Origin of the sequence: Microbulbifer rhizosphaerae, assembly GCF_014191725.1 — a bacterium.
GTDB classification, from domain to species: Bacteria; Pseudomonadota; Gammaproteobacteria; order Pseudomonadales; family Cellvibrionaceae; genus Microbulbifer; species Microbulbifer rhizosphaerae.
The window spans coordinates 97,010-120,455 of the sequence record NZ_JACHWZ010000003.1; the positions used below are offsets into that span (position 1 = coordinate 97,010).

The following is a 23,446-nucleotide window of genomic DNA, read 5'->3' on the forward strand; positions in this document are numbered from 1 at the left end:
CGATTCTTAGAGGTTTTCATGAGCTTTTTTATTCCCGCTGCTGTGGCACAGGAGGCGGCTCCGGCGCCACAGGGTAACCCAATCATAACCCTGCTGATGTTCGCGGGCCTGTTTGCGTTTATGTGGTTTTTCATTATTCGCCCGCAACGCAAACGTCAAAAGGAACACCAGGAACTGGTCAGCGCATTGAAGAAGGGCGATGAAGTGGTGATGACCAGCGGTATGCTGGGCCGTATCGACAAGGTGGACGACGACTACATCGTTCTGGAGGTCGCCGACAACATGTCACTCAAGTTTCAGAAAGTAGCAGTGCACGCGGTACTGCCGAAAGGCACGATCAAGAAGATCTGATACTGCGACGCATTTGACAGAAACCCGGCGTTGCCCGGGTTTTTTATTGCGCGGGAGCGAGGACTCCAGCTCCATCTATGCTGCCGCAGGCCCTTTAAATTTGTAGGAGCGGCCCATGGCCGCGATCAGTATCCGAATTTACCCGATCGCGGCCATGGGCTGCTCCTACAGAGTTGGCGCAGAGCCTTACGTCGTGAGGAAGAGTCTATGTCTCTCACCTATCCGCCTCGGATTCACATGGCCCGGCTGCCCACCCCACTGCAGCCTCTGGACCGGATTACCGAAAAATTCTCCACCCCACACGGCGGGCCGCGCATCTGGGTCAAGCGCGACGATCTCACTGAAACCGCCATGTCCGGCAACAAGCTGCGCAAACTGGAGTTTATTGCCGGGGTGGCTAAAGAGCAGGGGTGCGATACCCTGATCACCTGTGGTGGTGTGCAGTCCAACCACTGCCGCACCACGGCGCTGGTGGGGGCGCGCCTGGGACTGCGGGTGCAACTGATCCTGCGCGGCGAAGAGGAGCAGGTGCCGGACGGCAACTTGCTGGTGGATTACCTGGCGGGCGCATCGGCGGCTTTTTATCCCGCACGCCAGTACTTCGCCGAACTCGACAAGCTGTTCGCACACTGGCGGGACTTCTACGCGCAGCGCGGCCATAAAGCGCTGTGTATTCCGACGGGGGGTAGCGACGGCCTGGGCGTCTGGGGTTATATCTGCGGCGCCGAAGAGCTGCTCGCGGACTGTCGGGAGCAGGGTTTCGAGCCTGAACATATCATCTGTGCCACCGGCAGCGGCGGTACACAAGCCGGCCTGACCTTGGGCTGCCACCTGCTGGGCAGCCGGGCGCAGGTTACCGGTTATGCAGTGTGCGATAACGCCGAGTATTTTCAGCGCAAGGTACGGGACGATATTGAGCAGTGGCGCGAAGCGGGAAACACCTTGCCGGACGCCGGGAAGCTGAACATTCAGGTCAATGATGGATATATCGGTCCCGGCTACGCCGAGGCCGACGAGACGGTATACCGCGCTATCGCCGAGGCGGCCGGGCAGGAGGGGCTGTTGCTGGACCCGGTTTACACCGGCAAGGCGTTCGCTGGCCTGTTACAGGAACTCCACCGGGGCTGTTACCACGATACTGAGAATCTGGTATTCGTACATACCGGCGGTCAGTTCGGATTATTCCCCCACCGGGAGAAGTTTTCATTCCTCTTATAAACTTTTCCGGAAACTGCTAACCTGCGCAACAATTGGCATTTGCCTCTGTACAGAAAACAATCAGAATTAAAGTAGTGGTGGTTAGTTTGGAATCTTTCAATCATCTGCTCTTATCACTGGATGGAATCCTCGGCTCCGCGCCCTGGTTCCCATGGGTGCTTTTGGGCGTCGGCCTTTTCTTTACCCTGTATCTCGGATTTCCCCAGATTCGTTATTTCCGCCACGCGGTTAAAATCACCCAGGGTAAGTACGACAAGCCCAGTGACCCCGGCGACACCTCCCACTTCCAGGCTCTGGCCACAGCACTGTCCGGCACTGTTGGCACCGGCAATATCGGCGGTGTGGGGCTGGCGATTTTCCTCGGCGGTCCGGCGGCGCTCTTCTGGATGTGGGTCACCGCCTTTCTTGGAATGACCACCAAATTCGTCGAAGTGACCCTGTCGCACAAGTATCGCATCAAGGCGGCGGATGGCTACTACGCGGGCGGTCCCATGTTTTATATGGAGCGCCGGCTGAATATGAAATGGCTGGCGGTGCTCTTTGCTATCGCCACGGTAATCAGTTCGTTCGGCACCGGCAGCCTGCCGCAGGTGAACAATATCGCCCAGGCCATGTACGACACCTTTGGCCTGAACAAGGCCCTGACCGGTGGCATCCTGGCGATACTATTGGGCATGGTGATTATCGGCGGTATCACCCGGATTGCCAAGGTCACCTCCACCATCGTACCGGTGATGGCAGTGTTTTATGTGATTGGCGCATTGGCGGTGATCATTTACAACTACCAGAATATCATTCCGTCTTTCATTGAGGTATTCAGCGGGGCCTTTAACGGCAGTGCCGCCGCGGGTGGCTTTCTCGGTGCCAGCTTTGCCTACGCCTTCAACCGAGGGGTGAACCGCGGTCTCTTTTCCAACGAGGCGGGGCAGGGCTCGGCACCAATCGCCCACGCCTCCGCACGGGCGGACGAGCCGGTGTCCGAAGGCATGGTTTCTCTGCTGGAGCCGTTTATCGACACCATCATCATCTGCACCTTAACGGGGCTGGTGATCCTCTCATCCGGAGCCTGGACGGAAAAATACCTGAACCAGTTCGAGCGCGCCGATATGTTTGTGGTGGCCGGCTCTTATAGCGACAAAAATCCTGAAGATGTGGACCAGTTGTACAATTTCCTGCGCGGCAAAGAGAGCGAAGTGCAGTATTACAGCGGCTCTGTGGTGGTCGCCGACGGCAAGGCGCTGAATGAAGGGGAATTCACCCTGATCAACGCGCGCTCTGTGGCTGAGGATGTCGAATACCGGGTGGGCGAAGATAATTACAGCGGTGTGCTGACGGTAACGGAAGGCAGGTTCGCCAATCTGGATGTGGATATTTGGGGCAACTCGCTGCTGCACTCGGTGGCGCTGACCAACCGCGCCTTCCAGAAGGGTTTCTTCGGTGAGTACGGCAGCTTGATTGTCACCTTAGGCATTCTTCTGTTCGCGTTTTCCACTGCCATCGCCTGGTCCTACTACGGCGACCGCTCGATGATCTATCTGTTCGGCCCCAGAGCGGTAATGCCCTACCGGCTGGTGTATGTGGTGGCCTTCTTCTGGGCCGCGATCGAGGACACCACGGTGATCTGGAATCTGTCCGCGGTGACGATTGTAATTATGACGCTGCCAAACCTGTTCGGTATTTCCGTGCTGGCCAGGGAGATGAAGGATACGGTGAAAGAGTATTGGAAAGACCCGAGCCACAAATAAGATGATTTATCTGTAGGAGCGGCGGGGCGGCCATCCGCCGCTGGCCGCGATCAGTCCATCGCGGCCGACGGCCGCTCCTACACAACAGGTCGACAAAAAAGGGGCAGCCAGTGGCTGCCCCTTTCTCGTTTTACCTCAACCAAAGTCAGGGGCTCGCCTGCGCCGCCAGGGTCACTCCGGAATAAGCGGAGTAACCGCGGATGCTGATATACCAGGTTCCCGCGTTTGGATTGCTGAAGCTGCAGTTTTCATCATTGCCCCACTCGTAGGGGCGGCAATCGTAGCTGCCGGTAGTGGGCTGGGCGCCGTAGCGCACATAGAGGTCACCGTCGCCACTGCCGCCGGACATCTGGACGTTCAGTGAGGACATGCCGGAGTTCACCTCCAGGGTGAAGTGCTGCCAGGAGCCCTGGCTGCCGGACAGGTTGGTTTCCTCCCAGCCGGTGCCACCACCGCCGCCACCGCTCTCATCGAAGCTACCCACCAGGCTCACGCCGGAGAAGCTGCTATAGGCACGTACCATGACATAGTAAGTGCCGGCCTGTACGTTGGAGATGGTGCAGGTCTCGTTGTTACCGCCGAGATATGGGCGGCAGTCGTAAGTGGAAGTGGTGGGTGCAGAACCGAAGCGCACGTACAGGTCTGCGTCACCGCTGCCGCCGGAGATCTGGAATGCCAGGTTGCTGGCGCCGGCGGGCACTTCCAGGGTGTAGTGGATCTCATCGCCGGTACTGCCGAACAGGTCGGTCTCCGGTACGCCATTCTCCAGTTCGCCACCGCCGGGGTTGCCGCCACCACCGCAATTGGCAGTGGACACACCCACGGTGTCAAAAGCGCTGGTCACCGCGCTCAGGTCGTAGGTCAGGTCCTCGGTGGCCGATACCACGCCGCAGGCTGCGTCGACATAGTTGGAGGTGGAGTTCCAGTACATCTGGTTCGCAAGCACGAAGATATCGAACGCCTGCCGGGTGTTCCAGCCGCTGCTGTTGGCGATCAGGTAGAAGGCCCGGTTGAAGACACCGGAGCTGTAGTGCACATCCATGCCGCTGTAGTAGTCGGAGGCGTGGCCGATGGAACTGCCGTCCTGGGTCGGGTCCTGAAAGTAGCGCAGTGCGCCGCTACTCTTGAAGATTTCCGCTCCTACCAGCCAGTCGTTGCTGCCGCGCATATAGTACTCGGCGGCCTCGCCGGCCATATCGGAGAAGGACTCGTTGATACCGCCGGGCTGGCCGGAGTACTGCAGGTTGGAGTTCTGCTCGGTGAAGCCGTGACTGACCTCGTGGGCGGACACGTCCAGGCTGACCAGCGGATAGAAGGTGCTGGCACCATCGCCGAAGGTCATCTGGCTGCCGTCCCAGAAAGCGTTTTCAAAGTTGTTGCCGTAGTGCACGCGCATACGCAGTTTCTGGGTCAGCGGTGACGTGCCGTACCAGTCGCTGTACATATCGAAGACCACTCCGCCGAAGAAGTGGGCGTCGTTCAGCGGCGAGTAGGCGCCATTGATGGTCTTGAAGTCATTGTACGGACAGGTGAACTGGAAAACACTGCCACCGCCGGTGGCGTGGTTCAGGTTCACGGTTTCGACATTGGTGGTATCCATACGGCAGCTGTCATCCACGATCATCGCCGGATAATCGGTGCCGTACAGGTACTGGCCGGTTTTCTGGTTGCCGCCGGGGCCGGTGGCCTCCTGGGCGTGGGTGATACCCTCCCAGTGCTCCAGCACTTCGCCGGTCAGGGCGTCGATGAAGAAAAAGGGCCGGGATGGCTCATCGCCGTACTCCACCCAATTGACCAGATAGGCGAGGCGGGCGCGGTCCTGATCGTCCACATGGATATAGAGCTGCTGGCGCGGGTTCTTGGCGGCCAGCTTCAGCGCCGGCACCGAGAGCGCACCAGTAACCAGCCCCTGCTGGACGCGGTTGTTGATGGCCTGTGACATAGCCCGCTCCAGCGCATTCGCCGCCTTGATCGAGGGTTGCACGGAGGGCACCTCGACAGTCAGGCCGGTGAGCACATCGCCGCTGACTTCCGCAGCCAGCCCCTGGCCCGATGCGCTGGTGACGGTCTGCCCCCACACCGGTATGCCCTCGTGGACCTGGCGATAGCGGGTAATGGTTTTGCCGTTGGCCAGGGTGCGGGAGCGCACTTCCTTCAATGTGACATCCGTTCCCGTCGCGGCGAGGCCCTGGACGGAAAGCATATCCGGGGTCGCCGGAATACGATCCGCAGCCTGGGCGCCGGCCATCAGGGCCAGTGAGCAGGTAATCCCTAATAGATGCTTCTTCATTGTCTTATATTCCTTGTTGCTTTTGGTTGTTCGCCGGACCTCCACGGGCAGGGGGATCACCCCTGTGCGATGCTTTTCCGGCGACCGTATCCCTGCGCCGGAAAAAGCAAAGCCCCACACCCGTACAGGCCGGCTCGCTGGAATGGTCAGAATTCAGAAGACAGGCCGGAACGCCGGAAGGGGCCGCGACTGGCGACAATGGCGCTCCGCTTTCTCAAACCATAGAGTTTGCGTGTCCGGTGTTCCCGGACCGGTTAAGAGTACAGCGATTGATGGGGGTTGATGATAGGAAAATTAAAAAATGGCGGAATAGTTTGTTCTTTTTGCGAATTTTTTCACATGTTGAGAGGGTTATCCTTCTTTAAAGGGGCTTTTTGGTGCGTTAGTCCCATTCCGTACAAGTATAAAAAGGCCCCCGGCGGGCGCAATTCTGTCCATTAACGCTGATGCCGGAGGCTATTCAATATTTTTTCCGCTGCGCCGATGTTTCTACACATTCAGCAATAAAAACTCCCGTTCCCAGGAACTGATCACCCGGTTGAACTCCTCGTACTCGTCCCGCTTTATCGCGCTCCAGGCGCGCACGAATTTTGCTCCGAACATTTCCGTGGCCTCCCTGCATTCCAGCAGGAGATTCAAGGCGTGTTCCTGGGTCCGGGGCAGGGTGATGGGCTCTTCCGAGCAGTCGCCCTCGTAAGGCGCGCTGGGTTCCACCTGGTTTATCATGCCCAGGTAGCCGCAGGCGAGAGATGCGGCAATGGCCAGGTAGGGATTGCAGTCGGCGCCGGGGAAGCGGTTCTCCAGGCGCTTGCCCTGGGGCGAACTGTCCGGCACCCGCAGGCCGGTGGTGCGGTTGTCGTAACCCCAGTGCAGACTCGTGGGCGCAGCCATCTCCGGGGTGAAGCGCCGGTAAGAGTTCACGTTGGGGGCAAAGAAAGAAATAAAGCCGGGGATATACTGCTGCATGCCGCCGATGAAGTGCAGGAAGATGTCATTTTCCTTACCGCGGTCGTCCACAAAAATATTCTTGCCGGTCTCCGTATCGATGATGCTCTGGTGCAGGTGCAGGGCGCTGCCGGGCTCGTCCTCCATCGGCTTGGCCATAAAGGTGGCGTAGATGCCGTGGCGGAGGGCGGTTTCGCGCACGGTGCGTTTGAAGGTAAACACCTGGTCTGCAAGCTTCAGCGGGTCGCCATGCAGGAAATTGATTTCCATCTGCGCGGTGCCGGACTCGTGGATCAGCGTATCCACATCCAGGCCCTGCGCCTCACAGAAATCGTACATGTCCTCGATGATCGGCTCGTACTCGTTGGCCGCGTCGATACTGTAGGACTGGCGGGTTTTCTCCGTGCGACCGGAGCGGCCCACCGGGGCGGAGAGTTTTTCGTCCGGGTCCAGGTTGCGCTTGACCAGGTAGAATTCCACCTCCGGCGCGACAATGGGTTTCCAGCCCCTGGCCGCGTATTTGTCCAGCACGAACTTGAGAATATTGCGCGTGCTGATGGGGTGGGGCTCGCCGTCGCGGGTGTAGCAGTCGTGAATGATCTGCGCGGTGGGCTCGTTGGCCCAGGGGTTCAGGCGGATGGAGTCCGGGTCCGGCATCAGCAGCATATCGGTATCCGCCGGGTCCACCAGTTCGTTGTGCTCGTCGACATAGTCACCGGTGACCGTCTGCACCAGGATGCTCTCGGGCAGGCGGCTGTCTTCAGTGAGGAATTTGTCCGTGGGGGTAAATTTGCCCCGCGCATTGCCGGACATATCGGGCACCAGGCACTCCACTTCGGAAATATCGTGTTCCGCGAGCCACTGTGTAATCTTGTCCATGTTCCACCTAGCGTGAAAAAGGTCGTCCGAGGGTAGTATAAGCGTGGCCGGCAGCGCATCCCGCCACTGACTTTGATTATGTCAAGAAACCGAATTATTATTCAACTTAAATTGAATCGTGGTTTCGGTTTTGCGCCGATGCCCAGCGTTGAGAGAGAAGCCGCCTATGATTGCCTCTGGCACGGTAACCAAACTGGTCGGCCACACCGACTCCTATTACGCCGCCAGTGCCAACCCGGCATCGATATACCCTACGTTCGAGGGCACTGTGGAGGCGGATGTGTGTGTGATCGGCGCCGGCTATACGGGCCTGTCTTCCGCTCTTCACCTGGCTGAGCGCGGCTACAAGGTGGTGGTGCTGGAGGCCGAGCGGGTGGCCTGGGGTGCCTCCGGACGTAACGGCGGTCACGTGGGCGTGGGCCAGCGCCGGGGCCAGGAGGACTTGGAAAAAATGCTCGGCCGCCACACCGCCAAGTGCCTGTGGGATATGAGTGTGGAGGCGGTGCAGTTGGTGGAAGCGCTGATCCACAGGCACGAGATCCGATGCGACCTGAAGCGCGGCATTATGCATCTGGCCGCGAAGCGCAGCCACGATGAGCACCTGAAAGAGGAAGTGGAACTGCTGCGTGAGCGCTACGGCTACGAGCAGATACGCTATGCGGACAAGGAGGAGGTCCGTTCGCTGGTGGGTTCGGAGCGCTACTTCGGGGCCCAGATCGACAGCGGTTCCCTGCACCTGCACCCGCTGAATTTCGCCCTGGGGCTGGCGGACGCCGCCGCTGCGGCCGGAGTGGAGTTCTATGAGCACAGCCGGGTAACCCGCTACCGCGGAGGCTCCCCCTGCATCGTGGAAACATCAAAAGGGCGGGTCCAGGCGAGGAATGTGGTGCTGGCCTGCAACGGCTACCTGGGCAAACTGGAGCCGCGCATGGCGGGCAAGATCATGCCCATCAACAATTTCGTGCTGGCTACCGAGCCGCTGTCGGAGTCCCTGGCAAAAGAGTTGATTGCCAACGACTACGCCCTGCAAGACACCCTGTTCGTAATCAACTACTGGAAGCTCTCCGGCGATAACCGGCTGATCTTCGGCGGCGGCGAAAACTACTCGTCCAGATTTCCGCAGGCTATCCGCAGCTTCGTGCGCGAATATATGCTGCGGGTTTACCCGCAGTTGGCGGACACGCAAATAGATTTCGGGTGGGGCGGTACCCTGGCGATCACCCTCAATCGCATGCCCCACCTGGGGCGCCTGGAACCCAATGTTTTTTACAGCCAGGGCTACTCCGGCCACGGCGTACCCACAGCCACTTTCGCCGGCAAGCTGATCGCCGAGGTGATCGCGGGCACGGAGGAACGCTTTGATGTATTGACGCAAATTCCAACACCGACTTTCCCGGGCGGTACACTCCTGCGCTGGCCGGCGCTGGTGGCGGGGATGCTCTATTACAGCCTTAAGGACAAGTTAGGGCGTTGATCAATTACGCGGGATTCTCGACGCTTCCTTTATTGTTGATAATTGAGCAATCATTCGGTTTGTGGGATAACAGACATTCCAGATTTACTCGCTGGGGTACAGCTATCGGCGGTATCGGATGCCACCCCCTGATAAAAACAATGACGGGGATTGGCCAATGCCTGATTCAAATAGACCTTTGCAGACAAGCAAATATACCCTTGCCACCGCTATTGGAGCCGCGATCATCGCCGTCGGCGGTGGGGCCGCGGCGGCGGAAATCGAAGAGGTGACGGTGACCGCGCAGATGCGCGTCGAATCTCTCAAGGACGTACCCATGGCGGTGAGCGCCTTTACCGGCGACACGGTCAGGAAAAGCAATCTGAGCGATTTCAAGGACCTGTTCGCGTTAACCCCAGGTGTCTCCGGGGAAACCAGCGACTCCTTCTTCGATTCGGTCTCCGTGCGCGGGGTCAACAACAACAGCTTTGGCAGCGGCAGCGATCCGGCCCTGGGCGTATTCCTCGACGGTGTCTACCAGAGCCGCACCGGCGCCACGCCCAGTATGTACGACCTGGAGCGGGTGGAAGTAGTGAAGGGACCACAGGGAACCCTGTTCGGACGCAACACCGCCTCCGGTGCCATCTCCATGGTTTCGCGCAAACCCGGCGACACTTTTGCCGGGGCAATATCATTCGGCGCCGGCCAGTACGGGCGCCGGGAATTCGAAGGCAGCCTCGACACGCCACTGGGTGAGAATCTGGCGGTGCGTATCGCCGGTATGCATCGGGACGAGGAAGGCCATATCGAAAACCTCGCCGGCGGCCGGGATCTGGGCGCCAGCGAGGCCGACGCAATGCGCCTCACCGCCATTTACGACGGCTTCCTGAACACCACCGTCACCCTGATGACTCAGTACGAGGACCGCAACGGAGACGGCACCATCTACCGCGCGCTGGATACAGAGGGCGACTACGATCAGGTCTACAACGACACTACCGGCAAAGACGAATCGGAGATTGGCGATGTGATACTCACTGTCGAGCACGATTTCGCCGGCGGCATCACCCTGACTTCGATAACCGGCTATAAAACCCATAACTACACCTACGTCGAGGACTTCGACGGCACCGGCGACCCCATCGATACCTTTGTGCGCGACCAGTCCGGAGATTTCTTCAGTCAGGAATTCCGCTTGGCCTCCAACAACAGCGGAATCTTCAATTACGTGCTCGGCGCCTCCTATTATCGGGAGAATATCGATGCCTTCTTCGCCGGTATCGACAACGAGGACTTTATCTGCGACGGCATCTACGCCGAGTGGGAGGGGGGGCTGGATACCTTCGATACCTGCGACAGCCTGCCCCAGGAGGCGATCGACGAATTCTTCGGCTTCGGGGGCGATCCCTGGGAGTATGCGCCGGACCGCCAGTCCATCGAGGCAGCGGACACCGCCGGCGACTACTCCGGTTGGGGTGTCTTCGCCAACACCACCTTCGATTTCAGCGACGCCTCCAGCCTTGGCCTGGGTCTGCGCTACACCCGGGACGAAAAGACCTACGCTGTGGACTCCCCCTGGCCGGACACCTGGACGGGTGGTTGGAACTATCAGGTGATGTACACCGACGGTCCCATCACCGGGGAGGACACCTGGAGCAATATCTCTGGCCGCGCCACCCTCAGCCACGACTTCAGCGATGCGCTCACCGCCTACGCCAGCGTGGCCACCGGCTACAAGTCTGGCGGTTTCGATTGTCTCTCCTACCGCGTCACCGATCCGGCCTTCGATGAAGACGCGGAGGTGTGGATGGGGGAAAACGAGTGGACAGTGGACGCCAGCAACGCTGAACCCTTCAAGTTCGACGAGGAGAAGGTGCTTTCCTACGAACTGGGCCTCAAGGCACGCCTGCTGGACAACCGCCTGGCGATCAACGCCGCGGCCTTCCAGTACACCTATGACGACCTGCAGAAGGCTTTCTTTATCGGCGCCGCCGCGGTTACCCGCAATGTGGGCGAGTCCGAAGGGCAGGGCCTGGAGGTGGATACCCGCTGGCTGATCACCGACAACCTGGACCTCTACCTGGGCCTGGCATGGCTGGATACAGAGTTTTCCGGCGCGCCGGAAGAGCTGTGTGGAAACTGCGACGGCAACGAAATGGCTTTCTCACCGGACTTTTCCTCCGCCACGGTGCTCACCTACACACGTGACACCGGCCTCGGGGAGATATCCATCTCCACCGAGTACACTTTCACCGGCGAACAGTTTTCCAACCTGGAAAACACCGATGTGGTAAAACTGGACAGCCGCGACGTGGTCAACCTGCGGCTGTCGCTGACCTCCCCGGAAGACAGTTGGACTGCCGGTGTTTACGTGGAAAACCTGTTTGACGAGGAGTACTACCACTGGGGCTACGCGGAGGCGCTGTACAACCTGCCGGCCACCAGCACGGACCCATCCCGCGGCCGCGTGGCGGGGGTCGACCTGGATTACCGCTTCTGACCGTTTCATCACTCGCTCACAGGGTGGAGTAGAAAACCGGCGTACTGCGCTCGCCACATCCCTGTGGCTCGGCCTCCGGCCAGCTGAAGCTGTCCAAATCCGCATCCTGCGGACAGCCTTCGGCTGTACAAAACGGCAGTCCTGTCATTTTGTCGTGGTAAACTGCGGCCATCCGACAGAGGAAGGTGAGTTTTGTCCAACGCAGAGCAGAGAAAGCGCAGAAGCCAGCTTGCCCCCCGGCGCGAACCAGTGCAGGCCCGCGCCCGCGAGCGCACCCGGCAGATACTGGATACCACCGGGCGGTTGCTGGAAGAGGTGGGCTTGAACGATCTCACCACCATTCTGATCGCGAAAGAACTCGGCGTCTCCGTCGGCTCCCTGTACCACTACTTCCCCAACAAGCACGCCATCCTTTACGCCATGGGCGAGCAGTGGCTGGCCAGTATGACCGCTGCGCTGGAAGAGCTGGCCGGGGAGGACCTGGAACAGTTGTCCCTGGAGGCGTTCCTCGACCAGCTGTTGGAAAAACTGATCGCCGTCTACCGGGAGCAGCGCGGCCTGTTGCCGCTGGTGCAGGCCATGTGGGGTATTCCGGAACTGCACGAACTGGATGAGCGCCACGACGAACTGGTGATCAGCCACCTGATGGCGATGTTCGCCCGCCAGGGTTTCACCTGTCCGCCCAACGAAATGAACCGCCTGTCCCGCACGACCCTGGAGTGCTGCCATGCACTCTTCCTGGTGATCGTGAACCAGAAGGGTATTCGCTCCCGGCGCACTCGCGACGATCTGCAGTTGATGCTGCTCACCATGCTGCAATCCCATCGGAACGAGAATCGCCCGGGCGGCCGCAACGACGTGGAGGCGCCGTGAGCACACAGCTGAGCGACAAACTTGTGATCGCCATTTCCTCCCGGGCCCTGTTCAATCTCGGTGACAGCCACCGGGTGTTCGAGGAGCAGGGGCTGGAAGCTTTTGCGGCCTACCAGATAGACCACGAGAACGACGTGCTGGAGAAAGGCGACGCCTTTCCGTTGGTGCAGAAATTCCTGCAGATCAACCAGCGCCTCGAGGAGCCGCGGGTGGAGGTGATACTGCTGTCCCGCAACAGCGCCGACACCGGCCTGCGGGTATTCAACTCCATCGAACACTACGGCCTGGATATCACCCGCGCGGCTTTCTGCAATGGCGAGAGCCCCTGGCGCTATATCGCGCCCTTCGGCTGCCACCTGTTCCTGTCCAGCGACGGCAGCGACGTGCGTGGGGCCCTGGAGCGGGGCGTGGCGGCGGCCACCCTGGTTGCGGGCAGTTCCCACGAGCGGGACGACGAGACCCTGCGCTTCGCCTTTGACGGCGACGCGGTGATTTTCTCCGACGAGGCGGAGCAGATCTTCAAGCGCGACGGCCTCGCCGCCTTCGCCGCCGCCGAGCGCGCTTCGGCGCAGCAGCCCCTGGGTGGCGGCCCCTTCAAGGGATTTCTCGAGGCGTTGCAGCAGTTGCAGGCGGAGTTCGCTGCCGAATCCTGTCCGATCCGTACCGCGCTGGTCACTGCTCGTTCGGCACCGGCCCACGAACGGGTAATCCGCACCCTGCGCGCCTGGAATATCCGTATCGACGAATCGGTATTCCTGGGAGGCCTGCCCAAGGGCGAATTTCTCCGCGCCTTCGGTGCCGATGTCTTCTTTGACGACCAGCCTGCCCACTGCGCCTCCGCGGCGGAACACGTGGCTACCGGCCACGTCCCCCACGGCGTGGCCAACGAGCCGGTATCGTAGGGGCGAAGCTCGTGTTCGCCCTTGTCTTTGGACCCCTGAGGATCGAACCCTGTAGCCAGCTTCGTGGCGGTCCTGCTACCTGGGCTTCGCATTTAGAAACTAGTGCTTGTTCGCCCCTACAGGGTTTTCAAAAGGCCCGATCATTGAATTCCGGATTGTACTGGCGGAAATAGGCGGCCAGCGATTGATGGGGCTCCACCTGAAACTGCTCGCCGGTCAGCTCTGCGCCTAGGATACGGTCCAGTCGGAACAACCGGTGGTCGCCGCGCAGCCGGCACCAGGCAAGGAGTGTCCAGGCTGCCCCCCAGTAAATCAGCCCCAGGGGATTGCAGTGCCGTTGAGAGCGATTTCCCTGTTCATCCTCGTAGTCCAGCCATAACATCTCCCGGGCTTTGACTGCCTGGCGAATCAGCGCGCCGAAGCGGGCCTTCTCGCGGCGGTGCAGGTCCGGGACCAGAAGGGTAGCCCGCTGGAGGTCCTGTTCCTGAATCACCCTGTCCGGCAGTACCGAGCGGATCTTGTGCAGTGCCGAATCCGCGGCGCTGCCGATATCCTCATCGCCCCAGCCCTGCACCATGCGTACGCCCAGCAGCAGTGCCTCCAGTTCCTCCTCGCTGAACATCAGCGGCGGGATAAACGATCCCCGCCGCAGCCGATAGCCGACACCCGCCTCTCCCTCCACCGGCACACCGGACAGCACCAGCGACTGCATGTCCCGGTAGAGAGTCCGCTCCGATACTCCCAGCCGCTCCGCCAGGGCGCGGGCGGTAATGGCGGAACGGCGGGCGCGCAGCAGAGTCAGCAGTTGCAACAGTCGTTCGGATTTTTTCATCGGGGCGGGGCCGTGCGGATCTTTCGCAAAACGATACCGGAAAGTCCGGCCCCCCGACAGGCGCCCGGGAATCAGCCGTGGGAGGCGGCTTTGCTCTCATCCCAATGCATGGCCTCTATTTTGTGCCCGTCCAGATCGCGTACGAAGCAGCCATAGTAGGCTTCTCCGTACTGTGGGCGGGGACCGGGTTCGCCCTCGTCGGTGGCGCCAGCGTCCAGGGCGGCGCCGTAGAAGGCATCCACCAGCTCCGGGCTATCGGCCAGGAAGGCAAAGTGCACACCGTTGCCCACGCTGGCCTCTCCGCCGTTGTGGGGCGGGTGTACCCAGAATTCGGGGAAAACCTTGCCATAGGCGACAGCCTCGGGAAAATCCAGCACCCTCTGCACTCCCAGTGTCCCAAACACTTTGTCGTAGAATGCCGTGGCTTCGGTGAAGCGGTTGGTTCCGATGGACACATGGCTCATCATGGAGGGGTTTTCGGTCTGGTTCATGGAGATCTCCAATTGGTTGACGAAGATCGCCAGGGTAAAAGAGCCTGACTGTCAGCTTGTGTCAGTAGCCTCGCCGCGAGAGGAAAATGGGTTCGGTTCACATTCCCACCTTTGAGTGATTGGCTCTCGTAAGGTTTGGCTGCTATTCTTTTCTCGCATAAACTAACCAAGTTTTTATAACTTGTGCAGGCGGTCACAAGCCGCTCCTGCAGAGGGAAAATCGCCAGGGAGAAACCATGAAGCTTCAGCAGTTGCGTTATATCTGGGAAGTGGCCCATCACGACCTCAATGTTTCCGCGACGGCGCAGAGCCTTTACACCTCCCAGCCGGGTATCAGCAAGCAGATCCGTCTTCTGGAGGACGAACTCGGCGTAGAGATCTTCGCCCGCAGCGGCAAGCACCTAACCCGCGTTACCCCGGCGGGCGAGGCGATACTGAAAACCGCCGGCGAGATCATGCGCAAGGTGGAGAATATCAAGCAGGTTGCCCAGGAGTTCAGCAACGACAGAAAGGGCAGCCTGTCCATCGCCACCACCCACACTCAGGCGCGCTATGCGCTGCCGCCGGTGATCAAGTCCTTTATTGCCCGCTACCCAGAGGTGTCCCTGCATATGCACCAGGGCACGCCGATGCAGATTTCCGAAATGGCCGCGGACGGCACCGCGGACTTCGCCATCGCCACCGAGGCCCTGGAGCTGTTCAGCGACTTGGTGATGATGCCGGTGTACCGCTGGAACCGCTGTATCCTGGTACCCCGGGACCACCCCCTGTGCCAAGTCGGCAAGCTCACCCTGGAAGAGGTGGCCAAGCACCCAATCGTCACCTATGTGTTCGGTTTTACCGGGCGCTCCAAGCTGGACGAGGCCTTCCTGGAAAAAGGGCTGTCGCCCAAAGTGGTGTTCACCGCCGCGGACGCGGATGTGATCAAGACTTATGTGCGCCTGGGACTGGGGATCGGTATTGTCGCGGATATGGCCGTGGAAGAAGCGGATGAGGACTTGGTGGCACTGGATGCCAGCGGCTTGTTCGAATCCAGCATCACCAAGATCGGCTTCCGCAAGGGGATTTTTCTGCGCGGTTTTATGTACGAATTTATTCAGCAGTTCGCACCGCATCTGACTCGGGACTTAGTGGACCAAGCCACGCACGCGACTTCGCGGGCGGAAGTGGACGAGTTGTTTTCGGGGATGGAACTGCCGGTCTACTGAATCAACTGCCCGCGACCAATAATCAATTGGTCATTGGCTCCAGTACTTCCTTGGCGAACTTGAAATACACGGTGTAGATCTGCGGTTCCGCATCTTCGTTTTCCACCAGGAAGAAAGGGGCGCGGCTCACATTGTGCTCTCTCGCCACCTGCATGCCCGGGCTCTCTGAATCGCGCTCGTCGGCGATCAGGGTCTCATCGATAAAACGCAGCTGATCGTTCTGCTCCAGTCTCTCTTCCACATCCCGGCACTTGGCGCAAGGGGAGCCGTCGACGAGGATTTTCTTGACCAGGGTTATTTTCACTTCAGATTCCTTGTTATTCCGAGATCCGGAGTTTTTCCGGGGTGGCGCAAAATCTAGCAGAGCGTCTAATAACTTTGAAATATCAATAGTGGATAGGTTTATAACTTTTGAGCGTGAGAAAACTCTCCCCTGTAGGAGCGGCCGCTGGCCGCGATCAGAATCCCAGCGCACACTGAAAGATCGATCGCGGCCAGCGGCCGCTCCTACAACGGGCAGTCAGGCAAGAAACTGCTCTGCCGTTTCCAACAACAACCGGACTTTGTTCAGGCACTCCTCATGCTCCGCCGCCGGATCGGAATCCGCCACTATGCCACCGCCGGCGGCGCAGGTAAGCCGGCCCCCGGCGGCAGTGAAAGTGCGGATGGAGATGTTGCTGTCCGCACGTCCACAGCTGCTGATGTAGCTGACGCTGCCACAGTAGACGCCGCGGGGGCTGAGTTCCAGCTCGCGGATGACCTCCATCGCCCGCCGCTTGGGCGCGCCAGTAATGGAGCCGCCGGGGAAGCAGGCTGCGAGCAGCTCCGCAAAGCTGCGCCCCTCCGGCAGGCGCCCGGTCACAGTGCTCACCAAGTGATGAACATTGGCGAAACTGGCCAGCTCGAACAGTTTCGGAACCCGCACACTGCCGCGCTCGCACAGTTTGCCCAAGTCGTTGCGCAACAGGTCCACGATCATCAGGTTTTCCGCCCGGTCCTTGGCGCTGTGTTGCAGCGCATTCGCCAGCCGGGTGTCTACCTCAGGGTCATCCGCCCGGGGGGCCGTGCCCTTGATAGGCTCGGTCTGCAGGTCGCCGCCATCGGCGCGGATAAAGCGCTCCGGGGAGAGGCTCAACAGGCTGCCCTGGGGCAGTTCCAGATAGGCGGAGAAGGGGCCGGCGGCCCGCTGGCGCAGCGCCAGATAGGCGGTCAGGGGGTCGCCTTCATAGCCGGCGGAGAAGCGCTGGGTAAAGTTGGCCTGGTAGATATCACCGGCGCGGATATAGTCGAGAATTTTCCCGATACGATCCCGATATTCCCGAGAGGAAAATTCATGGGTGAAGCGCGACAGCAGACGAAATGATTCCGTGCGCGGCTCTGTCTGCCAGCGCACCGCGGTAAACCGGGCGACCAGGTCGCGTTTCTGTATCTGGGTGCAGGCGGGGTGGAACACCAGGTGGCTGGCGCACAGCTGGTGGTCGACGATCAGGGCCCAGGTGTAGAGCCCGAAAAAACCCGCCGGCAGGTCCGCGGCACGAGGGTCGATGTCGAGGTGGTTTCCCTCACCTCCCAGTTCGTAGCCGGCGTAGCCGATGGCACCGCCGCAAAAGGGCAGTTGTCCGTCGCTCTCCTGGGGGCAGAGTTCGCACAGCAGGTCATCCAAGTGGGCGAAGGGTTCCGGGCTGTCCGCCTGCAGTTGCAGGGTCTGCACCGGATCTGCGCTGATGATGTCGAAGCGCCCGCCATATGCCAGCGGCCGGCCACTGTCCAGCCAAACCGGCGCGGGGAGGTCCGCGACCGCCTGAAAGGCCACCGGGGTGTTGACGGAATAGGGCAGGGAGACGATTTGCATCTTAGAGGACAGATACCTGACTACGGAAAACGGCGCACATTAGCGTAAACCGGGTGTGGCGACCACCCTATCTGTCTTCTGGCGTCCGGCCTCTGTCAACTAATACGGCGCTCAATACCCGCCTGGGACATCAACCGCGTGGCCAGTTCCTCCACCGACAGCTGTGTGGCGTTGAGGAAGGGCACCTGGGCGCGGCGCAGCATCTGCTCCACCTGGCGCACCTCAAATTCGCACTGTTCCAATGAAGCGTAGCGGCTGTTGGCGCGGCGTTCCTGGCGAATACTCATCAGTCGCCACGGGTCGATGGTGAGCCCGAACAGCTTGTCGCGGTAGGGCCGCAGGATCTTCGGCAGGGCAGTGGAATCCATATCTTCTTCGGTGATGGGGTAGTTGGCTGCGCGCAGGCCGAACTGTAGAGCCAGATAGAGGCAGGTGGGCGTCTTGCCGGAGCGGGAGACGCCCACCAGGATGATGTCCGCCCGCTCGAACTCCCGCACCCGGCGGCCGTCGTCATTATCCATGGCGAAGTGCACCGCCTCGATGCGCTCGCTGTAGCGGCGGTCGTCGGCGATGCCGTGGGAGATATTCACCGTCTGCGCCGGATCGCGGCCGAAGAGGTTCGCCAGCGGCGTGAGGTAGCTCTCGAACACATCCAGCATCAGCGCCGGGCTGCGGTGCAGCTGTCGGCGGATTTCGTCGGAGACGATGCTGGTGATAATTACCGGCTGCAGACCAGATTCCATGGACGCCCGCTCAATCCGCTCCAGCACCAGCTGCACTTTCTCCGTGGAATCCACGTAGGGCAGGGTAACCTGTTCCACCTGCTGGTCGCGAAACTGGGCCAGCAGGCTGTGGCCGATAGCCTCCACCGTGAGGCCGGTGCCGTCGGATATAAAGAATGCGGTGCGTTTATCTTGTGCCATAGAGGTATCGCGATGTTCTGGTTGGTACATCCTACAGGTTTTTCGGCCTGAATTTTCCGGAAACCGTTTTTTGTAGAAAATTTACAACATATTCGGCGATTTTTGCGGGGTATTTTTTACAAAACCCATCCTTATAATCGGCGGCCTCAAATCCTGCTGCAGAGGGCGCGCTCTTGACGAACTTCACTATCGAATTCGCACAACTGGGTATGGGGGATGTCGACAAGGTCGGCGGCAAGAACGCTTCCCTCGGGGAGATGATCTCCTCACTGGCGAGCGCCGGGGTCAGCGTTCCCGGGGGCTTTGCCACCACCGCGGACGCCTTCCGCACCTTTCTCGCTCACCAGGGGCTCGAACAGCGCATCGCCGGGCGCCTGGCGGAGCTGGACGTGGAGGACGTGACCGCGCTGACCCGGTCCGGCGGGGAGATCCGCCAATGGATACTGGATACTCCCTTCCCCGAGCAACTGGAGAGGGAGATCCACGAGGGCTACGAGGCCCTGGGCGGCGGCGAGACTGCGGTTGCCGTGCGATCCTCGGCCACCGCCGAGGACCTGCCAGACGCCTCCTTCGCCGGCCAACAGGAGACCTTCCTGAACATCCGCGGCATAGACGCCGTGCTGCAGGCGGTCAAGGAGGTGTTCGCCTCCCTCTACAACGACCGCGCCATTGCCTACCGGGTGCACACCGGCTATATGCACGACGGTGTGGCCCTTTCCGCGGGCGTGCAGCATATGGTTCGCAGCGAGACGGGTGCGTCCGGTGTGATGTTCACCCTGGACACCGAGAGCGGCTTCCGCGATGTAATTTTCATTACCGCAGCCTACGGTCTGGGAGAGACCGTGGTTCAGGGTGCGGTCAACCCGGACGAGTTCTACCTGTACAAGCCGGCAGTGGATGCCGGCCGCCCGGCGATCCTGCGCCGCAACCGCGGCAGCAAGGCGATCAAGATGATCTACGACGAGAGCGGCGACTGCGGGCGCTCGGTGAAGACCGTAGAGGTACCGGAGGAGGAGCGGCTGACTTTCGCCCTGACCGATGAGGAGCTTACCCGGCTGGCGCTGCAGGCGCGCAGGATCGAGGAACACTACGGCCGACCGATGGATATCGAGTGGGCCAAGGACGGCGATACCGGCGAGCTGTTTATCGTCCAGGCCCGCCCCGAGACTGTGCGCTCCCGCGACCAGGGGACCAGTGTCGAACGCTATCACCTGCGCGAGCGGGGGGAAATTCTGTGCGAGGGCCGCGCCATCGGCCAGCGCATCGGCGCGGGCAACGTGCGCGTGCTGGAATCTGTCGCAGACATGGCGGCGATGCAGGACGGCGAAGTACTGGTCACCGATATGACCGACCCGGACTGGGAGCCGGTGCTGAAAAAGGCCAGTGCGATCGTCACCAATCGCGGGGGACGCACCTGCCATGCGGCGATTATCGCCCGTGAGTTGGGTATCCCCGCGGTGGTCGGCTGCGGCGACGCCACCGAGCTGCTGAAGAGCGGCACTCCGGTGACCGTTTCCTGCGCCGAGGGGGATACCGGCTTCGTGATGGCCGGCGAACTGAACTTCGAACGCGAGCAGACCGAAGTCAGCGACATGCCGGAGCTGCCATTCAAAATCATGCTCAATGTGGGCAACCCCGATCGCGCCTTTGCCTTCAGCCACCTGCCCAACCAGGGCGTCGGCCTGGCGCGACTGGAATTTATCCTGAACCGCATGATCGGAATTCACCCCAAGGCATTGCTTGAGCTCGACCGCCTGCCGGCGGAGCTGCAAAAAAATATCCGCGAGCGCATCGGCGGCTACGCCTCTCCTGAAGACTTTATCGTCGAGAAACTGGTGGAGGGCATCGCCACCCTGGCCGCGGCCTTCGCGCCGGAGCGGGTGATCGTGCGCCTGTCGGATTTCAAGTCCAACGAGTACGCGCACCTGGTGGGCGGACAACTGTACGAACCCAGCGAGGAAAACCCCATGCTGGGCTTTCGCGGCGCAGCACGCTACCGTTCGAAGGATTTCCGTCCGTGCTTCGCACTGGAGTGTCGCGCACTGAAAAAAGTGCGCGACGAGATGGGTCTCACCAATGTGGAAATCATGGTGCCCTTCGTGCGCACACCGGGCGAGGCCCAGGAGGTGATCGGCCTGCTGGCGCAGAACGGTCTGGTGCGCGGGGAGGATGGGCTCAAAATCATCATGATGTGCGAACTGCCCTCCAACGCACTGCTCGCAGAAGAATTCCTGCAATACTTTGACGGTTTCTCCATCGGTTCCAACGATCTGACCCAGCTGACCCTGGGTCTGGACCGGGACTCGGGCCTGGTGGCGGATCTATTCGACGAACGCAATCCCGCGGTCAAGCTGCTGTTGTCCAGGGCGATTCAGGCCTGCAAGAAGGCGGGCAAGTATGTGGGTATCTGCGGCCAGGGGCCGTCGGATCACAAGGATTTTGCCCGCTGGCTGATGGAGGAGGGCATAGACAGCGTTTCCCTCAACCCCGATACCGCTGTGGACACTTGGCTATTTTTGGCCAACCAGGGAGACTGATAATTTGCGAAAGGCGGCCACAGGAGGCCGCCTTTCTGTTTTTGCGACGCCTGGATTTTCATACTAAGTTCAGGCGCAATTCCGCTAACTCCCGCCACTGAGAGAATAATTCAATCTAAATAATCCCACCTCTCGCAATAGAATCCGGATAGTGCCATCACGGTGCAAAGCCCGGAAATTATGTTGCGCAATTTGCTGAAAATGGATTGACCACGCTTGTGAATCTCCGGAATCGAGATTAAGGGCATCAGCACTCCAGTTGGAATGTTGCAGCTGGAGTCTGCTGCGGATATTGCGAGAGGAGGTAGAGCTATGCTCACGAACAGAAGACACACTAATCCCCTGTTCTTTCTATTCCCCAGCGGCGGCCTGGCGCTCTTTCTGGTTGCGTTGCTGGGGGCGTCTCCCGCACTGGGCAACTCACGGGGCGTCAACTGGTTTGACGACCAGGCCGCAGCCAGCTTTTCGGGATCGCCCTCAATCAAGATCAATCTCAGCGAACAGCGTGCCTATTTCTACAAGGGCGGACGCCTTGTAGGGGTCTCCAAGGTATCCTCCGGCAAGAAGGGGTACGGCACCCGCCCCGGGCATTTTCGCGTGCTTTCCAAACACCCCAACCACCGTTCCACTGTCTACGGCAGTTTCGTGAGCGCGCGCACCGGACGGGTGGTGAAGGCAGACGTCAACACCCGCAAGCACCGCCGTCCCCCGGGCACCTATTACCGCGGCGCCAGGATGAATCACTATATTCGCTTCAATGGTGGTATCGGTATGCACGCCTCGGGGAATGTTCCGAACTATCCCGCCTCTCACGGCTGTGTGCGCATGCCGCCGCAGATGGCGCGCAAGTTTTATCGCCACGCGCGAGTGGGGACTCCGGTTAGAGTAACCTGGTAGCGAGTGACAAAACCGAACCGGGTATTATCCATCGGGACAATACCCGGTATTTAGCTGCAAAGCACTTTTATTGCGATTATTTGCGATTATGATCCGGTGGTACTGATAACGGATAACAGAGCGGGAAAAACACCATGCGTATTTCCACCCCGGATCTTTGCGACGCCCACCCGGAGCTGGTGCAGGTCGTGGAGCCGATGTTCGTCAACTACGGCGGGCGCGAATGCTTTAGCGGGCAGATAGTGACCATCAAGTGTTTCGAGGACAACTCCCTGGTTCGCGAACTGGTAACAGAGGAGGGGAGGGGCAAGGTGCTGGTGGTGGATGCCGGCGGCTCCATGCGGCGGGCCTGCCTCGGCGACCAACTGGCGGAAAAAGCCTGCGCCAGCGGCTGGGAGGGAATCCTGATGTACGGTTGTATTCGCGATGTGGATGAGATTTCTGGACTAGAGTTAGGGGTACAGGCACTGGGCAGCCACCCGATGAAAACGGAAAAGAAAGGGATCGGCGAGCGAGATGTCGCCGTGACCTTCGGCGGTGTGACCTTCACCCCCGGCGCCTACCTGTACGCGGACAATAACGGCGTAATAGTGTCTCCCCGGCCCCTCACCTGATCCAGGTTTTGGCACCGGGGCTGCGCGACGCCCCAAAAATCTGGTGTAACTTGGTAGTACCGGAATCAATTGTTTACGGGCTGGTCCTGCTGTCGGCCCTGGCCCACGCCGTATGGAACGCAGTGGTCAAACACAGCGCAGAGGGGTTCCTGCAGCTGGCGATGATTCGCAGCGTCGGCCTGCTGCTCGGCGCGCTCCTCGCGACCCAGTTGCCACTGCCGGGTCCCGAGGCCCTGGGCCTGCTGCTCGGCGGCGCCGCCTTTCAGTACCTGTACTTTTTCCTGCTGACCCGCTCCTATCGCGCGCTGGACTACAGCACCGCCTACCCGGTGGCTCGCGGCGTTACACCTCTGTTGGTGGCCACGGCCGCGCTGCTGTTTCTCGACGAATCCCTGCGCCCGCTGCAGCTGACCGGCGTGCTGCTTGTGACCAGCGGGATCTTCGCGCTGATCATGAAAGAACTGCGCGTGTCCCGCTCCGGTATCCTGCTTTCCCTGGGCACCGGAGTGGCGATCACCGGCTACACAACCTTCGGTGCCGCCGGCGTGCGCACGGTGGACAATCCCCTGAGTTTTGTCGCTTGGCTGGAGATCTTTTCCGGCCTCGGTATCCTGCTTGCGGTGCTGGTCACCCAGCCGTCGCGCGGCTTCGCCTTTGCCCGCGCCAACCTGGTGCGCGGCTCCGCTTCCGGCCTGCTTGCCACCGGCGGCTTCGCCGTGGCACTGTGGGCCACCTCGGTGATGCCGGTGGCCGCGGTGGCGGCCACCCGCGAGAGCAGCATACTGTTCGCCTCGCTTATCTCGGTGTTCGTGCTCAACGAGCGCTTCTCCCTGCGTCGCTTGATTGCAGCGCTGATCATCTTCACCGGTATCAGCGCGCTGGCACTGGCCTGAGAGCGTCACCTATCATTTACTCGGGATTCCCCGGAGCGGATGG

The 23,446-nt window shown here is 60.4% G+C and carries 19 protein-coding genes; 12 read left to right on the forward strand and 7 right to left on the reverse strand.

The window, feature by feature from the left end:
* Positions 1 to 18: 18 nt before the first annotated feature.
* The 3 genes from yajC to FHS09_RS03950 all read left to right on the forward strand — a co-directional run bounded on the left by yajC (position 19) and on the right by FHS09_RS03950 (position 3,314).
* Entirely contained in the window at positions 19 to 351 is a 333-nt protein-coding gene (yajC, locus tag FHS09_RS03940) for a preprotein translocase subunit YajC (protein WP_183456939.1), read from the forward strand.
* A 207-nt stretch (positions 352 to 558) separates the two neighbouring features.
* Entirely contained in the window at positions 559 to 1,569 is a 1,011-nt protein-coding gene (locus FHS09_RS03945; RefSeq protein ID WP_183456941.1) for a 1-aminocyclopropane-1-carboxylate deaminase/D-cysteine desulfhydrase, read from the forward strand.
* Between the two features lie 77 nt (positions 1,570 to 1,646).
* The gene (locus FHS09_RS03950) at positions 1,647 to 3,314 is read left to right on the forward strand and encodes an alanine/glycine:cation symporter family protein (RefSeq protein WP_343057398.1); all 1,668 of its coding nucleotides are present in this window, start codon (positions 1,647 to 1,649) and stop codon (positions 3,312 to 3,314) included.
* A gap of 145 nt (positions 3,315 to 3,459) precedes the next feature.
* On the opposite strand, the gene FHS09_RS03955 is transcribed toward FHS09_RS03950, so the two are convergent.
* Both FHS09_RS03955 and FHS09_RS03960 read right to left on the reverse strand, forming a co-directional pair.
* Positions 3,460 to 5,604: a M4 family metallopeptidase gene (locus tag FHS09_RS03955; protein ID WP_183456945.1), complete on the reverse strand. Its 2,145-nt coding sequence runs from the start codon at positions 5,602 to 5,604 to the stop codon at positions 3,460 to 3,462.
* Positions 5,605 to 6,093: 489 nt separating this feature from the next.
* Entirely contained in the window at positions 6,094 to 7,428 is a 1,335-nt protein-coding gene (locus tag FHS09_RS03960; RefSeq protein ID WP_183456947.1) for a glutamine synthetase family protein, read from the reverse strand.
* 166 nt (positions 7,429 to 7,594) lie between these two features.
* Here FHS09_RS03960 and FHS09_RS03965 point away from each other — a divergent pair, with 166 nt between their 5' ends.
* The 4 genes from FHS09_RS03965 to FHS09_RS03980 all read left to right on the forward strand — a co-directional run bounded on the left by FHS09_RS03965 (position 7,595) and on the right by FHS09_RS03980 (position 13,156).
* Positions 7,595 to 8,902, forward strand: coding sequence for an NAD(P)/FAD-dependent oxidoreductase (locus tag FHS09_RS03965; RefSeq protein WP_183456949.1), 1,308 nt, complete (start codon positions 7,595 to 7,597; stop codon positions 8,900 to 8,902).
* A 157-nt stretch (positions 8,903 to 9,059) separates the two neighbouring features.
* Entirely contained in the window at positions 9,060 to 11,381 is a 2,322-nt protein-coding gene (locus FHS09_RS03970) for a TonB-dependent receptor (protein WP_183456951.1), read from the forward strand.
* A 192-nt stretch (positions 11,382 to 11,573) separates the two neighbouring features.
* Positions 11,574 to 12,254 carry a TetR/AcrR family transcriptional regulator gene (locus tag FHS09_RS03975; RefSeq protein ID WP_183456953.1) on the forward strand — a complete coding sequence of 227 codons (681 nt, stop codon included), beginning with the start codon at positions 11,574 to 11,576 and terminating at the stop codon, positions 12,252 to 12,254.
* Positions 12,251 to 13,156, forward strand: coding sequence for a 5'-nucleotidase (locus tag FHS09_RS03980; protein ID WP_183456955.1), 906 nt, complete (start codon positions 12,251 to 12,253; stop codon positions 13,154 to 13,156). The genes FHS09_RS03975 and FHS09_RS03980 overlap by 4 nt, the downstream gene beginning before the upstream one ends.
* Before the next feature lie 127 nt (positions 13,157 to 13,283).
* Here the strand turns inward: FHS09_RS03980 and FHS09_RS03985 are convergent, their stop codons facing one another.
* Both FHS09_RS03985 and FHS09_RS03990 read right to left on the reverse strand, forming a co-directional pair.
* Positions 13,284 to 13,988 (reverse strand): helix-turn-helix transcriptional regulator, encoded by a 705-nt coding sequence (locus FHS09_RS03985; protein WP_183456956.1) that lies wholly within the window; start codon positions 13,986 to 13,988, stop codon positions 13,284 to 13,286.
* 71 nt (positions 13,989 to 14,059) lie between these two features.
* Entirely contained in the window at positions 14,060 to 14,479 is a 420-nt protein-coding gene (locus FHS09_RS03990; RefSeq protein ID WP_183456958.1) for a VOC family protein, read from the reverse strand.
* A 236-nt stretch (positions 14,480 to 14,715) separates the two neighbouring features.
* Here FHS09_RS03990 and cysB point away from each other — a divergent pair, with 236 nt between their 5' ends.
* Positions 14,716 to 15,687, forward strand: coding sequence for an HTH-type transcriptional regulator CysB (gene cysB, locus FHS09_RS03995; protein ID WP_183456966.1), 972 nt, complete (start codon positions 14,716 to 14,718; stop codon positions 15,685 to 15,687).
* A 22-nt stretch (positions 15,688 to 15,709) separates the two neighbouring features.
* On the opposite strand, the gene FHS09_RS04000 is transcribed toward cysB, so the two are convergent.
* From FHS09_RS04000 to ppsR, 3 genes are all read right to left on the reverse strand, one after another.
* Complete coding sequence (locus FHS09_RS04000) at positions 15,710 to 15,991, reverse strand: hypothetical protein (protein ID WP_183456968.1); 282 nt, start codon at positions 15,989 to 15,991, stop codon at positions 15,710 to 15,712.
* A gap of 216 nt (positions 15,992 to 16,207) precedes the next feature.
* Entirely contained in the window at positions 16,208 to 17,539 is a 1,332-nt protein-coding gene (pabB, locus tag FHS09_RS04005; RefSeq protein WP_183456970.1) for an aminodeoxychorismate synthase component I, read from the reverse strand.
* A 95-nt stretch (positions 17,540 to 17,634) separates the two neighbouring features.
* Complete coding sequence (gene ppsR, locus FHS09_RS04010) at positions 17,635 to 18,462, reverse strand: posphoenolpyruvate synthetase regulatory kinase/phosphorylase PpsR (RefSeq protein WP_183456972.1); 828 nt, start codon at positions 18,460 to 18,462, stop codon at positions 17,635 to 17,637.
* A 173-nt stretch (positions 18,463 to 18,635) separates the two neighbouring features.
* Here ppsR and ppsA point away from each other — a divergent pair, with 173 nt between their 5' ends.
* From ppsA to FHS09_RS04030, 4 genes are all read left to right on the forward strand, one after another.
* Entirely contained in the window at positions 18,636 to 20,999 is a 2,364-nt protein-coding gene (ppsA, locus tag FHS09_RS04015) for a phosphoenolpyruvate synthase (protein WP_183456974.1), read from the forward strand.
* A 312-nt stretch (positions 21,000 to 21,311) separates the two neighbouring features.
* Positions 21,312 to 21,896 carry a L,D-transpeptidase gene (locus tag FHS09_RS04020; protein WP_183456976.1) on the forward strand — a complete coding sequence of 195 codons (585 nt, stop codon included), beginning with the start codon at positions 21,312 to 21,314 and terminating at the stop codon, positions 21,894 to 21,896.
* Between the two features lie 134 nt (positions 21,897 to 22,030).
* Positions 22,031 to 22,510: a ribonuclease E activity regulator RraA gene (rraA, locus tag FHS09_RS04025; protein WP_183456978.1), complete on the forward strand. Its 480-nt coding sequence runs from the start codon at positions 22,031 to 22,033 to the stop codon at positions 22,508 to 22,510.
* Between the two features lie 50 nt (positions 22,511 to 22,560).
* Positions 22,561 to 23,403 (forward strand): DMT family transporter, encoded by an 843-nt coding sequence (locus FHS09_RS04030; RefSeq protein WP_183456985.1) that lies wholly within the window; start codon positions 22,561 to 22,563, stop codon positions 23,401 to 23,403.
* The last annotated feature ends 43 nt before the right edge of the window (positions 23,404 to 23,446 follow it).